This is a genomic window from Cupriavidus mimosae (assembly GCF_023952485.1).
Lineage (GTDB): Bacteria > Pseudomonadota > Gammaproteobacteria > Burkholderiales > Burkholderiaceae > Cupriavidus > Cupriavidus taiwanensis_C.
This window is the reverse complement of the sequence record NZ_JALHRY010000004.1, coordinates 1-13,831: the sequence shown is the minus strand read 5'-3', so window position 1 is coordinate 13,831 and position 13,831 is coordinate 1. Positions and strand designations below refer to the sequence as shown.

Genomic DNA, 13,831 nt, shown 5'->3' with positions numbered 1-13,831 from the left:
ATCGCACACGAGCATGTGGGGGCTCGTGGGCGGGATGCGCCGTTGACGACAACATGACAGACCAATTCCTGTTTAGTAAGCCGTTCACGTTTCTCGCCTGCGCCGGCATGACAGAAGTCAGGGACGGCATCGAGGCACTGGAAGCGCTTCCGGGCCACCTGTTCTGGCTGGAGAACGAGGATTTCATCCGTCGGGTCTACGTGCCCGATTTCCTGGAGCAAAGCCGCGCCGCCCTCGACGCCGCGATGCCGGGCGGGCCGGAGCTGATCGACGCCCTCGCGCCCGAGATCCGCCGCAGCCCGGCCGTGCTGCCGGCATTGCGGCAGCTATCCGCGGACCAGGCCGCGCTGGCCCACTCGTATTGCTACTGGGGCTATTGCGCCGATGTGGTCGGGCGCGCCCAGGGCATCCCGCGCAGCGCCATCGCGCGCCAGTTCGAGCGCGCCGCCGCCGCGCGCGACGGCGCGCACAAGCTGCAATGGCTGTGCCCATGCTGCGGCGGCCGGGCGCAGTATCAGGTCGATGGTTTGCTGGCATCGCAGCGGCCGGTGCGCCAGGGCGGCTTTTCGCTCGAATGCGCGCATTGCGGACACCAGGAGCGGCTCTATGCCGGCTTCCTGCACGCGGGCCGGCTCGAATGCCGCTGCGCGCTGTGCACCAGTTTTGTCCAGTCGCTGGCCGGCCAGCTGGCGCGGGCCGCGCGCAAGCTGTGCGCCAGCCTGGAAGACTATGCGTGGATGCACGCGGTGGACACCGCCGCGGAAATCGGCGAACTCAAGGATGCCTCGCTGCAACGGATTGCACACGGGGACAAGCCTTCCGCCAACGCGATGGCGTTTGCGGCAGCAGCCCAGTCCGGCGAGATGCGCGCCATGCCGGAACTGCTCGCCCGCATCGACCCCACGCTGGAGAACCGGCTCGACAAGAACCCCAGGGCCTGGGCGCTCTTGTGCGAGCTGCTGCGCGAAGGCGTGGTCGATAGCGAATGCGCCATCTATGACCACGACGGCCGCAAGCACGTGGCGCTTGAAATTGCCTTGCTCGACGACGACCCGGCGCTGGACGGCGGCACCGCGCAGGACTATCTCGCGACCCTGCTGCGCGGCTACCAGCCGGCCGAGCCCGAGGCCTTCGTCGGCTGGCTGAAAGCGATGAAGCGGCTGCGCCTGTGCACCGGCCGGTTCAATGCGGCCGTCGACGTATCGTGGAAACCCAACCTGGAGCACTGCCGCATCCTGACCGCGCGCTGGCTGCAGGACTCGGCGCCACTGGCGCCATTGGCCGCGCACGGCAGCGCCCCGTGGCCGCTAGCGCAGCGCGCGCGCACCCCGGAACGCCCGGTGTATCTCGACGCCGAACTGGAGGCCGTGCAGCTGCTCAAGTCGCTGGGCTATATCCTGCTCAGTCCGGAAGACATCCGTTCGCAACGGGATCCGGCCGAGTCCACCGGACTCGACTGAGCGATCGGTGGCGGCGCTGACCGCCGCGTACCACGCATATCGAAGCGCGGATTTATTCGTTGGTGCAGGGGCGCGGTCCGCGTACGTTCGGGGGTTCTGACATCGAACGCCCCGCACACCATGACCGCTTCCCGACGCCAGTTCCTGCGCCGCGGCGCCGCCGCCACGGCCGCGCTTGCCTCCGGCCCAATCCTCGGCATCACCACCTTCGCTGCCGGCCCCGCCCACGCGCAGGGACGCCAGGTGCTGAAGGCCGGCGACCAGAAAGGCGGCCTGCGCGCCCTGCTGGAATCCGCCAACGCGCTCGAGGGCCTGGCCTACGAGATCCAGTGGACCGAGTTCCCCGCCGCGGCACCGCTGGCCGAGGCGCTCAACGCGGGCGCGGTCGACAGCGGCCCGATCGGCGATGCGCCGGCCATCTTCGCGCTGGCCGCCGGCACGCGCATCCGGCTGATCGGCGCAAACCGCTCTGACCCCTACGGCACCGCGGTGCTGGTGCGGCCCGACTCGCCACTGCGGCAGGCGGTCGACCTGAAAGGCAAGAGCATCGGCACCAACCGCGGCTCGATCGGGCACCTGATCGCGCTCAAGGCGCTGGAATCGGCCGGACTGAAACCGGAGGACGCCAACCTGCGCTTCCTGCCGCCCGCGGATGCCAAGCTGGCGCTGAGCAGCGGCTCGATCGATGCCTGGGCCACGTGGGAGCCCTATACCGCGATGGCCGAAACCAGCCAGCACGCGCGGGTGCTGGTCAACGGCCGCGGGCTGTGGTCCGGCCTCAGCTACCTGGCCGCGACCGACGCCGCGCTGGCAAACAAGCGCGCGGTGCTGCAGGACTTCCTGCACCGCGTGGTGCGCGCGCAGCAATGGTCCTACCAGCATGTGCCGGAATTCTCGGCGACGCTGGCCCGCATCATCGGCATCTCGCCGCAGGCAGCGCGGCTGCAGTTCGAGCGGCGCCGCACGCAGTGGCGCAGCATCGACGCCGGGCTGATCGCCGAGCAGCAGCGCACCGCGGACTTCTACCTGAAATCCGGCCTGCTCCGGCAGCGGCTCGATGTGCGCCAGACCTTCGACTCCGGGTTCTCCCTGAGCGCCTGAACGCGCTGGCCCGGCACGTTGACCGCGCAAGCGGCGCCGACGAATCCCCGGCGCCGGCCGCGGCCGGTACAGGAATTCCATGATTGACGCAGCCCCGCGCCACCGCTCCCCGCGGCCCGGCGCGGCCTGCGCGCGCGCGGCCGGTTCTGGTCCCACCGAATCCCGGCAACTGGTCCTATAGGCCCGGAATCGGGCTCACCTATAAAGCCGTGACCCCCAAACCCATTTCTCATCCGAGGAGCACAACCATGCGGTGGATCAAGCAGATTGCGATGTATTTCGCGCTGGCGGCGGCGCTGGTGCCGACCGCACATGCCCAAAGCAAGAATGTAGTGATTGCTTACCAGGACATGGTCGTACCCTGGCGCTATGCGCAGGACATGAAGGAGCTGGAAAAGCAGACCGGCTACACGGTCTCGTTCCGGCAGTTCGGGGGCGGCGGCGATGTGATCCGCGCCATGGCCTCGGGCCAGATCGCCATCGGCGAAGCCGGCACCTCGCCAATCGCCTCGGCACTGTCGCAAGGACTGGATGTCGAGCTGTTCTGGATTCTGGACGATATCAACGCGGCCGAAGCCATGGTCGCGCGCAACGGCAGCAAGATCGCCAGCGTCGCGGACCTGAAGGGCAAGCGCATCGGCGTGCCGTTCGTGTCGACCACGCACTACCACACGCTGGTCGCGCTGGAGCGCGCGAAGATCAATCCGAAAGACGTGCGCATCGTCAATATGCGCCCGCCCGAGGTGGCCGCCGCCTGGGAACGCGGCGATATCGACGCCACCTTTATCTGGGACCCGGTGCTGGCCAAGCTCAAGCAGTCCGGCACGGTGCTGACCACCTCGGGACAGATCGCCGCCGACACCGGCAAGGCGACCTTCGACGGCATGATCGCCAACAAGAAGTTCGCGCGCGAGAACCCCGAGTTCATGGTCAAGCTGGTGCGCGTGCTGGCCGCGGCGGATGAAAACTACCGCAAGAACAAGGCGACGTGGACCGCCGACTCGCCCATGGTGAAGGCCGTGGCCAAGGTCTCCGGCGCCAAGCCCGAGACCGTGCCGGCCAGCATGGCGCTGTACAGCTTCCCCACGCTGCAGGAGCAGGTCTCCGAACGCTGGCTCGGCGGCGGCGCGGCGCGCGCGCTGCAGTCGGCGGCGCAGTTCCTCAAGGAGCAGGGCACCATCCAGACCGTGCTGCCGGACTATGGCCCCGGCGTCAACGCGGAATGGGCAAAGCGGGCGCTGCGCTGACCACGCCCCCCAGTCGCTGAAGCTGGCCGCCGCTCCCCTGCTTTCATGCGGCGGTCCCGTAGATCCTGTTGCGGAAGCCCATCATGTACCAACTCGAAATCGATAATGTCAGTGTCAACTACGGCACGGCCGGCGGCGCGAAGACGCTGGCACTGTCGCAGGTCAACCTCACCATGGAGCGCGGCGATTTCGTGGTCGCGCTGGGTGCCTCGGGCTGCGGCAAGACCACCCTGCTGTCGTGCATTGCAGGCTTCATGGAGCCGTCGGAGGGCGAGATCCGGCTGAGCGGCAAGCCCGTGCACGGCCCCGGCGCCGAGCGCGGCGTGGTGTTTCAGAAGCATGCGTTGATGCCATGGCTCAGCGTCGAGGACAACGTTGCGCTGGGCCTGCGCCTGCGAGGCGTCAACCGTGCCGAGCGGCTGCGCATCGCCCATGAAAAACTCGCCGCGGTCGGGCTGGAAAGCGTCGCCGCCAAGCCGGTCTACCAGCTCTCGGGCGGCATGCAGCAGCGCGTTGGCATAGCCCGCGCGCTCGCCTGCGATCCGGCGGTGATGCTGATGGACGAGCCGCTGGGCGCGCTCGACGCGCTCACGCGCGAGTCGATCCAGGCGCTGATCCTGAAGCTGTGGGCGCGCGAGCAGAAGATCGTCTTCTTCATCACGCACAGCGTGGAAGAGGCGCTGTTCCTGGCCACGCGGCTGATCGTGATGACGCCCTCGCCCGGGCGCATCGCCCATACCTATGAACTGCCGTTCGCGCGCCGCTTCATTGAATGCGGCGACGCCCGCGCAGTCAAGTCCGACCCGGAGTTCATCCGCTACCGCGAAGAGATCGTCGACCTGATCCATGCCACCGCCTGAGGAGAAGCAGATGTCCGCTACCGTCCAACGCATCGAGCCGCCGCCGCATGCCCCCGCGGCGTCCGCGGCCGCACCAAGCCGCCCCATGAAGACCGTGTCGGGCTACCGCCTGCCCGGCGAAGGGTCAAGCTCGCGCATTTCCACCATCACCGTGGTGCTGCTGCTGGCGCTGTGGTGGCTGGCCAGCCACCTGCGCTGGCTGCCGCCGCTGTTCCTGCCCACGCCCGAGTCGATCTTCACCGCCTTTATCGATGCCTGGCAGGGCAACCTGCAGGGCGGCCAGCCGCTGACCGAGCATTTTGCCGCGAGCATGCTGCGCGTGTTCGGCGCCTTCGCGCTGGCGGTCGCCACCGCGGTGCCGATCGGCGTGATGATGGGCGTGTCGCGCATCGCCCGCGGCATCTTCGATCCGCCGATCGAGTTCTACCGCCCGCTGCCGCCGCTGGCCTACCTGCCGCTGATCGTGATCTGGTTCGGCATCGACGAGACCTCCAAGGTGCTGCTGATCTTCCTGGCCTGCTTCGCACCGCTGGCGATGTCGGCGCAGGCGGGGGTGCGCTCGGTCACGATCGAGCAGATCAACGCCGCCTATTCGATGGGCGCGAGCCCGTGGCAGGTGGTGCGCCATGTGGTAATCCCGGCGGCGCTGCCCGATATCCTGACCGGCATGCGCATCGCCATCGGCTTTGGCTGGACCACGCTGGTCGCCGCCGAGATGGTCGCGGCCACGGCCGGGCTGGGCCAGATGGTGCTCAATGCATCAAACTTCCTGCGCACCGACGTGGTGATCATGGGCATCGTGCTGATCGGGCTGATCGCCTACGTGTTCGACCTGCTGATGCGCAAGCTGGCCAAGTGGCTGGTGCCCTGGAAGGGCAGGATGTGATGCCGGCGGCCCCGGGGCAAGCCCGCGGGCCGGTTGCGCGGTAACATGGCGGGCACCTCGCCGGGCGTGGCCCGGCGACTCCTGCAAGCCCGCCATGAACCGCTGCCCTTCCCTCTCCTCCCTCGCCCGCCTGTGCGTGGCCGTAGCCGGCATGACCTGCCTGGGCAGCGCCCGCGCCACCGATATCGATTGCGACCCGTCCGCCAGACCGGCCGTCGCCACCCACGCGCAGCGGCTGGTCTGCGAATCCGCGCTGTTTTCCATGGGCTATCAGCGTATTTACGCCGACCAGCAACGGCTGCTCAAGGCGGGCGCCATCACCGACGCAGACATCGCCGCGTTCCGGAACAAGCGTGATCGTTGCGACACGGCCGCCTGCCTGGATGCCGTGTTCCGGGAGTGGCGGACCTTCGCGGCTCAGGCCCGGGCCAGGCCATAGGCGCCGTGTGCCTGGCCCGCCGCGCAAGCCACCCGATGCCGCGGGGTATGCCAGCTGCCCGGCCTTGATACAATCCCGGTTCACACAACGGCAGACATCATGGGCTTCGAACAACTGGCAGCACTCAGGGACCAACTCGCCAAGAAGGCGGCCGCGGAATCCAGGAAGGGCGAGCGCAAGGGCCCGCGCAAAGGCGCGGCCAGCGGCACGACCAGCGGCACAACCGGCGAGGCGTCCAAGGGCGCATCCAAGGGCGCGCCGAAGCGCCCCCGTGACGGCGAGCGTACCGGCGCCGGTGCGGACACGGCAGGCGCCAGGGGCCGCCGCGCGGCGCCTGCCGCGGCGCCGGCCAAGCAGGTCGATCCGGTGGTGCATTCCATTGCCCGGCTGCAAAAGCACTTCCCCAAGGCTTTCCCCAAGAACCCGGCTCCCAAGGTGCCGCTGAAGATCGGCACCTTCGAAGACCTGACCCAGCATGCGACAAAGCTAGGCCTGGACGAGGCCGAGCTGCGCGAGGCGATCCGCACCTGGTGCAGCGGCGCGCGCTACTGGTCATGCATGGTGGAAGGCGCCAAGCGGCTGGACCTGGACGGCAACGAGGCCGGCGTGGTCACCCTGGCGGATGCCAAGCGCGCCCAGCAACTGAAGGCGCGCCGCGCCGGCGCCGCGCGCCAGAAGGCCAAGGCTGCAGCGCCTGCAGCCGCTGCAGCGCCTGCCGCTGCGGCCGCTGCGGAGTCAGCCGAGGCGTCTGCCGAGGCACAGGAGCCGGCGACGCCGGCGACGCCTGATACCCCGGATACGCCCTGATCCGCGCCGCCGGCCGTCCGGCGGCGCCTACCCCAGCACCGCGCGCGCGATCACCGTCCGCTGGATTTCCGACGAGCCCTCGTAGATGCGCAGGATGCGCGCATCGCGCACCAGCCGCTCCAGCGGCATTTCGCGCGTGAAGCCGTAGCCGCCGTGGATCTGCAGCGCGGCATCGGTGACGAACCCCACCATTTCCGAGGCATAGAGCTTGGCCATCGAAGCCTGCTCGGTAAAGGGCTCGCCGTCGCGGCGCCGCGCCGCGGCCTGCAGCGTCAGCAGCCAGGCCGCCTCCAGCCGCGTGCGCATATCCGCGAACATCCATTGCAGGCCCTGCTTGCGCGCCAGCGGTTCGCCGCCCACCTGGCGCTGCCGGGCCCAGTCCACGGCGCAGGCCAGCGCCGCCTCGGCAATGCCCAGGCTGGTGGCAGCGACGTCGAGCCGGCTGTTGTCGAGCACCTTCATCGCGGTGCGGAATCCCGTGCCCTCCGGCCCGAGCCGGTTGGCGGCGGGCACGAAGCAGTCGAGCGCCACCTCATGGGCCGGGGCGCCGTGGATGCCCATCAGTTTCTCCGCTGGCGCCACCTGCACGCCGTCGCTGCGGCGGTCCACCACGAAGGCGCTGATGCCGCGCGTGCCCGCGGCCGGGTCGGTCTTGGCATAGACCACGATAAAGTCCGCCGCCTCGGCGTTGGAGATAAAGTGCTTGACCCCGCGCAGCCGGTAGCCATCGCCTTCCGGCATGGCGCGCGTGGCCATGTCGGCCGGGTTGGACCCGGCGCGCGGCTCGGTCAGCGCGAAGGCGCCCAGCCGCGTGCCGGCCGCCGCATCGGGCAGATAGCGTGCACGCTGGCTGTCGTCGCCGCCGATCAGGATGGAATCGGTGGCCAGGTAGTGTGCGCCAAGCATCGATGACGTCGACGCGCAGGCCTTGGCAACCTCCACCAGCGACAGGATCAGCGCCACCGGCGATGTTTCCGTGCCGCCCCAGCGTTCCGGCAGGTTCATCCCCATCAGGCCGAGTTCGGCCAGTTGCGGCACATAGCGCGTGGTGGACGTTTCCGCGCGGTCCACTTCGGCCGCCTTTGGCGCCAGTTCGCTCTGCGCGAAGCGGCCGATGGCATCGGCGATTTCCAGGTCGCCCGGCTCGACGCCCAAACGTTTACGCATGTTGTGTCTCCTTGCTGAAATCGTGCGCGGCCAGGATGGCCTCGGTGTGCTGCCCCAACTCAGGCGCGGGCGTGACACGGTTGGGGCCATAGCCCGAGAACTTCACCGGCTGCGACGGCAGCCGCACGGTGCTTCCATCCGGCCCGGCCACTTCGGTCAGCAAGCCGCGATGGATGGCCTGTTCGCTCTCCAGCGCCTGCCTGACATTGCGGATCGGCGCGACCGGAATGCCCGCCGCGCCCAGCAGGCGGTTCACCTCGGCGACGGAGCGGCCTGACGACCATGCTTCCAGGCCCGCGCGCAGCGCGGGCTCGAAGCGGCAGCGCGATTCATCATCGGCAAAGCGCGGGTCATGCGCCATCTCCGGGCAGCCGATGGTCTCGGCCAGCGTGTGGAACAGCTTGTTGTTGAGCACCGCCACTACGTAGAAGCCATCCGCGGCGCGGTACACGCCAAACGGCGCGGACGAGGGATGGCGGTTGCCCACCCGTTGCGGCGCCCGCCCGGTGGCGGCATAGCGCGCCACCAGCGTCGCACTCAGGCTGAGCGTGGCGTCGAACATCGACACATCGACATGCGTGCCGCGCCCGCTCTTTGCGCGCGCCAGCAGCGCGGCCAGCACGCCCCATGAGGCAAAGAGCCCGCTGACCGCATCGGAGACCGCCTCGCCCAGCATGGTCGGCGCGCCGTCCGGCGCGCCGGTGGCATCCATCAGCCCGCACATCGCCTGCAGGATGATGTCGTAGGCCGGCCGGTGCGATTCCGGCCCGGTCTGGCCGAAGCCCGACACGCTGGCGTAGACCAGCGACGGATTCAGGGCCCGCAGCGCCTCGTAGCCGATGCCGAGCTTGTCCGCCACGCCAGGGCGGAAATTCTCCACCACCACGTCGGCGCGCTCGCACAGCGTGCGCGCCAGTTCCAGCCCCGCTGCGGTCTTCAGGTCGATGACGATGCTCTGCTTGTTGCGGTTCATCGCCGAGAACAACCCGCTCCTGCCATCGACGAAGGGCCCGACGGCGCGGTAGTCGTCGCCGCCTGGCGGCTCGACCTTGATCACCTCGGCGCCGAGGTCGCCCAGCAGCGCCGTGCAGTAAGGGCCGGCCAGCACCCGCGAAAAGTCGATCACGCGGATGCCGGCCAGCGGCAGGTCGGAATGGTTGGAATCGCTGGAAGGGTCCAAGGCTTGCTCCTTGATGGCTTGCGTTTCAGTGGCTCGATTCTGCGCAGCGCAAGCTATCAAGTAAAATATGGAATTCGACTAGCACCTATAGGATTTCCTGATGCCTGTCTCCCGCATCTCGCTGCGGCGGTTGCGCTACTTCGCCGCGACTGCGGAAACCGGCAGCACCACGGCGGCGGCGCGGCTGCTGAACGTGTCGCAGCCGTCCATCTCCGTGGCCATCCGCGAGCTGGAGACCCTGTTCGAGGAAGCCCTGTTCGCCCGCGACGCCGGCGCGCGCATGACCCTGACCCGCTTCGGCGCGCGCAAGCTGGCGGAAGCGCGCCACATCCTGGGCGTGGCCACGGCGTTTGAAGTCGACAAGCGCGGCGACGGCGCGGCCGGCGAAGTGCAGATCGGGGTGTTCCGCACGCTGGCGCCGGTCTACCTGCCGGTGGTGCTGCGCATGGCGCGCGAGCGTTATCCGAACCTGGCGGTGCGCTTTGTCGAGGGCGACCTGGCCCAGCTGGAAGACTGGCTGCATGGCGGGCAGATCGAACTGGCGCTGAGCTACGACGTCGGCATGCCCGAGGACCTCGAGCGCGAACGGCTGGCCGAGCTGCGGCCCTACGGCCTGGTGCCCGCCGGATCGCGGCTGGCCCGGCGCCGTGGCAGCATCTCGCTGCACGACCTGGCGCAGGAGCCGCTGATCCTGATCGACCTGCCGCACAGCCGCGAATTCCTGATGGCGCCGTTCTGGCAATACGGGCTGCAGCCCGAAGTGCGCTACCGCGCCACTTCGCTGGAGCTGGCGCGCGGCATGGTGGCCAACGGCCTGGGCGTGGCGCTGCTGATCACGCAGGCACCTGCGTCATCGCAGATCGCCGCCGTGGTGGAAAAACCGATACGCGAAGAGACCGTGCGCCAGCCGCTGGTGATCGCCCGCGCGGCGCGCGCCACGCGGTCCCGTGCGTCGGAATTGCTGGCCGAATGCGTGCGCGCCGCCGTGGCGGAGGCAACCGCGGCATCAGCCCACGCGCGCCCACGCGCTACCTGAGTTCCGTTATCGCCAGCGCCACTGTGGTAGCGTGGCGCTTTCCGCCTGGCTTGCTCCCATGACCGACTTCGACGCCGACGCCCTGAAACGCCTGGTCACCGTCACCATGCCCTTTGGCAAGCACAAAGGCACGCTGATCGCCGACCTGCCTGGCAATTACCTGAACTGGTTCGCGCGCGAAGGTTTTCCGCCGGGGCAGATCGGCGCGCTGCTGGCGCTGATGCATGAACTGGATCACAACGGGCTGGCGTATTTGCTGAAGCCGTTGCGGGGCCACGCATCGCCCAAATGAATCCAGCCTCAAGTCACCGGCGCCGGATTGAACAACACCAGCGCATTGCGGATCTGCCAATGCTCCGCCCATGACTTCTTGCCGCTGGCCACGGCCAGCAGCGTGTGGAACAGCTCCCAGCCCACTTCCTCGATGGTGGCTTCGCCGGTGGCGATGCGGCCGGCGTTGATGTCCATCAGGTCGTGCCAGCGCCGCGCCAGGTCATTGCGGGTGGAGACCTTGATCACCGGCACTTCGGCCAGGCCGTATGGCGTACCGCGCCCGGTGGTGAACACGTGCAGGTTCATGCCGGCGGCAAGTTGCAGCGTGCCGCAGACAAAGTCGCCGGCGGGCGTGGCGGCGTAGATCAGGCCTTTCTGCGTGACTTTTTCCCCCGGGCCGCTGACGCCGTGGATCGGCCCGGTACCGGACTTGACGATCGAGCCCATCGCCTTTTCGACGATGTTGGACAGGCCACCCTTCTTGTTGCCCGGCGTGGTGTTGGCGCTGCGATCGACCTGGCCTCGCTCCAGGTAGCGGTCATACCAGGCCATCTGGCGCACCAGCGCCTCGGCCACCTCGGGCGTGGCGGCGCGTGCGGTGAGCTGGTCGATGCCGTCGCGCACCTCGGTCACTTCGGAGAACATCACCGTGGCGCCGGCGCGCACCAGCAGGTCGGTGGCAAAACCCACCGCCGGGTTGGCGGTGACGCCGGAGAACGCATCGCTGCCGCCGCACTGGACCCCCACTACCAGGTCCGACGCCGGGCAGGTCTCGCGCCGGCGCGCGTTCAGGCGCGCGAGATGCTTTTCCGCCGTGGCCATGATCGATTCGATCATCGAGGCAAAGCCCACATGCTGCTCGTCCTGCAGGCAGACCACGTCGGGCTCGCCCGCTTTCTGGATCGGAATGGTGCCGGCGCCGATCAGGCGCGCCGGCTGCAGCTTTTCGCAGCCCAGGCTGACGATCATCACCTCGCCGCCGAAGTTGGGGTTCAGCGCGATATTGCGGATGGTGCGGATGGGGATGCCGGCGTCGGGCGCGTCGATGGCCACGCCGCAGCCATAGGTGTGCTCCAGGCCGACCACGTCGTCGACGTTGGGGTACTTCGGCAGCAGTTCTTCCTTGATGCGTCGCACCGCGAACTCGACCACGCCCTCGACGCACTGCACCGTGGTCGTAATGCCCAGGATGTTGCGGGTGCCGACCGAGCCGTCGGCATTGCGATAGCCCTCGAAGGTATAGCCCTCCAGCGGCGGCAGCGGCGTCACGCGCGTGCCCACCGGCAGGTCCTCAAGCCCGGGCGCGTCCGGCATGCGGATCACGCGCTCATTGACCCAGCTGCCGCGCGGCAGGTACTTGAGCGCGTAGCCGATCACCACGTTGTAGCGGATCACCGCGTCGCCTTCGCGCAGGTCGGCCAGCGCGACCTTGTGGCCTTGCGGGACGGCTTCGGCCAGCACCAGGCCGCACGGGAACGTGGTGCCTGCCGGCAGGCCGCCGTCATTGGCGACGATGGCGACGTTGTCAGCGCCGTGCATCGCAATGTAGAGGGGGCGCGCCGCCTGCGGGGCCACGGTAGGTGCTGCTGCCATGTTCTCTCCGGCCCCGAAATCCCTTCAGGGCATGTGTTACGTTGTCTGACAACATTTTATCTGACTCGACCCCGTTTTGGTTGGGGGTTATCCCTGAACACGTAGCATTGCGGGGCGAAGACCGCTTCACATGATCTCCATGTTGTACGACAACATATAAAAAGGCGTAACTAAACATCGGGCGCGAGGGGCTTCTGCTGCACTGCAAAATGACCGCCACCGCCGACATCGCCTATAAGAGTGCAACCGGTTTCATGCAGCCGAGACCGACGATATCGACGCGCCGGACATGCGCAACGTATGGTCCGGCGCCCCATTCCATTCCGCATCGCTGGTCGTTCAGCACGGCCAGATACACGAAAGGAGGCATGACTCATGCGCTGGAAGCAACGTCCGCAAGGTTCCAACTGGGGAGACTTCGGCCCCGACGACCAGCTTGGCCGCATCAACCTGATCGGGCCCGAGCAGGTCATCAAGGGCGCGCGCGAGGTGCAGGCCGGCCTGAGCTTCTGCCTGTCGCTGCCGCTGGACTACCCCGGCGGCAACAAGCTCAATCCGCGCCGTCATCCGCCAGTGCTGCGGCCGACCTTCCGCGACGACGCGCCGTACACCAACTTCCCGCTGGCAAAGATGGACCCTGCCGCGACCGATGTCATCAGCGACGACCAGGTGCTGATGTGCCTGCAGTACAGCACCCAATGGGACGCGCTGGCGCATGTGGGCGCGCTCTTCGACGCCGACGGCGATGGCCGCGCCGAGCGGGTCTACTACAACGGCTACCGCGCCAACGAGCATATCGTCGGCCCGGTCGACTATGCCGAGGACGACAACTTCGCGGCGCACCCGTGCGGCCACGACCACAGCGCGGCGCACGCGCTCGGCATCGAGAACTTCGCGGTCAAGGGCATGCAGGGACGCGGCGTGCTGGTGGACCTGGCGCATGTCTTCGGCATGGACTTCCGCAACGTCGGCTACGACGACCTGATGCGCGCAATGGAGGCCACCGCGGTGGAAGTCGAACGCGGCGACATGCTGTTGCTGCGCACCGGCTTTGCCGAAGTGGTGCTGTCGATGCAGCGCGAGCCGGACGAGGCCGTGCTGCATCACAGTTGCTGCGCGCTCGACGGGCGTGATGACAAGCTGCTGAACTGGATCACCGATGCTGGCATCGCGGCGCTGATCGCCGATAACTATGCGGTGGAGCGCTACCCTGCCCGCCCGGCACCCGACGGCGAATCGCACCATCCGTTGCTGCCGCTGCATCACCATTGCCTGTTCAAGCTGGGGTTGCCATTGGGAGAGCTGTGGTATTTGCGGGAGCTGGCGGACTGGCTGAGGGGGAATCGGCGGACGCGGTTTCAGTTGACGGCGCCGCCGTTGCGGTTGCCCGGGGCGGTTGGGTCGCCGGTTACGCCGGTTGCTACGGTGTAAGGGTGCCCATCTTCGGCATTTTGGGCTGGGATCGCTCTTGGCGGGCGCGGCTGTTTCGCCGGCGTAGCCGGCGAGTCACTTTTTGGCCGAGCGCCAAAAAGTAACCAAAAAACGCGTCGCCTGTGCGGCTGGCAATCAATTTCACGGTGTTGGTGGCTCGGGCGGCGGTGCTTTCCGTTTGGGCGTGGGTGCCCGTTCGGCCCTGCTACGCTATGTGAGTCAGGGGCGGTGCCTGCGATCACCCACTATTGGACAATCCCAATGAGGGTGTAGGCAGCCTGCTGCCGGCCGTATCGCGGGGACGCCTGCGGCTGCTGCGCAGGCTCGATTGCGGTCACGGGCATGGGGCGT

Annotated in this window: 13 protein-coding genes; 10 read left to right on the top strand and 3 right to left on the bottom strand. The window is 68.1% G+C overall.

What is annotated here, in order from left to right; genetic code table 11:
* Window positions 1-53 precede the first annotated feature (53 nt).
* The 7 genes from MKD50_RS08705 to MKD50_RS08675 all read left to right on the top strand — a co-directional run bounded on the left by MKD50_RS08705 (window position 54) and on the right by MKD50_RS08675 (window position 6,800).
* Window positions 54-1,460 (top strand): hypothetical protein, encoded by a 1,407-nt coding sequence (locus tag MKD50_RS08705; RefSeq protein ID WP_252666894.1) that lies wholly within the window; start codon window positions 54-56, stop codon window positions 1,458-1,460.
* Between the two features lie 120 nt (window positions 1,461-1,580).
* The gene (locus MKD50_RS08700) at window positions 1,581-2,561 is read left to right on the top strand and encodes an ABC transporter substrate-binding protein (RefSeq protein ID WP_115700091.1); all 981 of its coding nucleotides are present in this window, start codon (window positions 1,581-1,583) and stop codon (window positions 2,559-2,561) included.
* A gap of 248 nt (window positions 2,562-2,809) precedes the next feature.
* A complete protein-coding gene (tauA, locus tag MKD50_RS08695; protein WP_115700090.1) occupies window positions 2,810-3,808 on the top strand; it encodes a taurine ABC transporter substrate-binding protein in 999 nt (332 codons plus the stop codon).
* An 83-nt stretch (window positions 3,809-3,891) separates the two neighbouring features.
* Window positions 3,892-4,668 carry a taurine ABC transporter ATP-binding protein gene (locus tag MKD50_RS08690; RefSeq protein ID WP_062804169.1) on the top strand — a complete coding sequence of 259 codons (777 nt, stop codon included), beginning with the start codon at window positions 3,892-3,894 and terminating at the stop codon, window positions 4,666-4,668.
* A gap of 10 nt (window positions 4,669-4,678) precedes the next feature.
* Window positions 4,679-5,554, top strand: coding sequence for an ABC transporter permease subunit (locus MKD50_RS08685; protein ID WP_115683281.1), 876 nt, complete (start codon window positions 4,679-4,681; stop codon window positions 5,552-5,554).
* 94 nt (window positions 5,555-5,648) lie between these two features.
* Window positions 5,649-5,993 (top strand): hypothetical protein, encoded by a 345-nt coding sequence (locus tag MKD50_RS08680; RefSeq protein ID WP_240071935.1) that lies wholly within the window; start codon window positions 5,649-5,651, stop codon window positions 5,991-5,993.
* Between the two features lie 99 nt (window positions 5,994-6,092).
* On the top strand, window positions 6,093-6,800 hold the full coding sequence (locus tag MKD50_RS08675; RefSeq protein WP_115700086.1) for a ProQ/FinO family protein: 708 nt from the start codon (window positions 6,093-6,095) through the stop codon (window positions 6,798-6,800).
* A gap of 27 nt (window positions 6,801-6,827) precedes the next feature.
* On the opposite strand, the gene MKD50_RS08670 is transcribed toward MKD50_RS08675, so the two are convergent.
* Together MKD50_RS08670 and MKD50_RS08665 are read right to left on the bottom strand one after the other, a co-directional pair.
* On the bottom strand, window positions 6,828-7,967 hold the full coding sequence (locus tag MKD50_RS08670) for an acyl-CoA dehydrogenase family protein (RefSeq protein ID WP_252666893.1): 1,140 nt from the start codon (window positions 7,965-7,967) through the stop codon (window positions 6,828-6,830).
* Window positions 7,960-9,147, bottom strand: a complete 1,188-nt coding sequence (locus MKD50_RS08665) for a CaiB/BaiF CoA transferase family protein (RefSeq protein WP_252666892.1) — start codon at window positions 9,145-9,147, stop codon at window positions 7,960-7,962. The genes MKD50_RS08670 and MKD50_RS08665 overlap by 8 nt, the downstream gene beginning before the upstream one ends.
* 100 nt (window positions 9,148-9,247) lie before the next feature.
* Here MKD50_RS08665 and MKD50_RS08660 point away from each other — a divergent pair, with 100 nt between their 5' ends.
* Both MKD50_RS08660 and MKD50_RS08655 read left to right on the top strand, forming a co-directional pair.
* Window positions 9,248-10,183, top strand: a complete 936-nt coding sequence (locus MKD50_RS08660; RefSeq protein ID WP_252666891.1) for a LysR substrate-binding domain-containing protein — start codon at window positions 9,248-9,250, stop codon at window positions 10,181-10,183.
* A 58-nt stretch (window positions 10,184-10,241) separates the two neighbouring features.
* Window positions 10,242-10,475 (top strand): DUF3820 family protein, encoded by a 234-nt coding sequence (locus tag MKD50_RS08655; RefSeq protein ID WP_252666890.1) that lies wholly within the window; start codon window positions 10,242-10,244, stop codon window positions 10,473-10,475.
* 8 nt (window positions 10,476-10,483) lie between these two features.
* Here MKD50_RS08655 and garD read toward each other — a convergent pair whose 3' ends face one another.
* Window positions 10,484-12,049, bottom strand: coding sequence for a galactarate dehydratase (gene garD / locus MKD50_RS08650; protein ID WP_252666889.1), 1,566 nt, complete (start codon window positions 12,047-12,049; stop codon window positions 10,484-10,486).
* A gap of 375 nt (window positions 12,050-12,424) precedes the next feature.
* Between garD and MKD50_RS08645 the strand changes: the two genes are divergently transcribed.
* Window positions 12,425-13,480, top strand: coding sequence for a cyclase family protein (locus MKD50_RS08645; RefSeq protein ID WP_115700080.1), 1,056 nt, complete (start codon window positions 12,425-12,427; stop codon window positions 13,478-13,480).
* The last annotated feature ends 351 nt before the right edge of the window (window positions 13,481-13,831 follow it).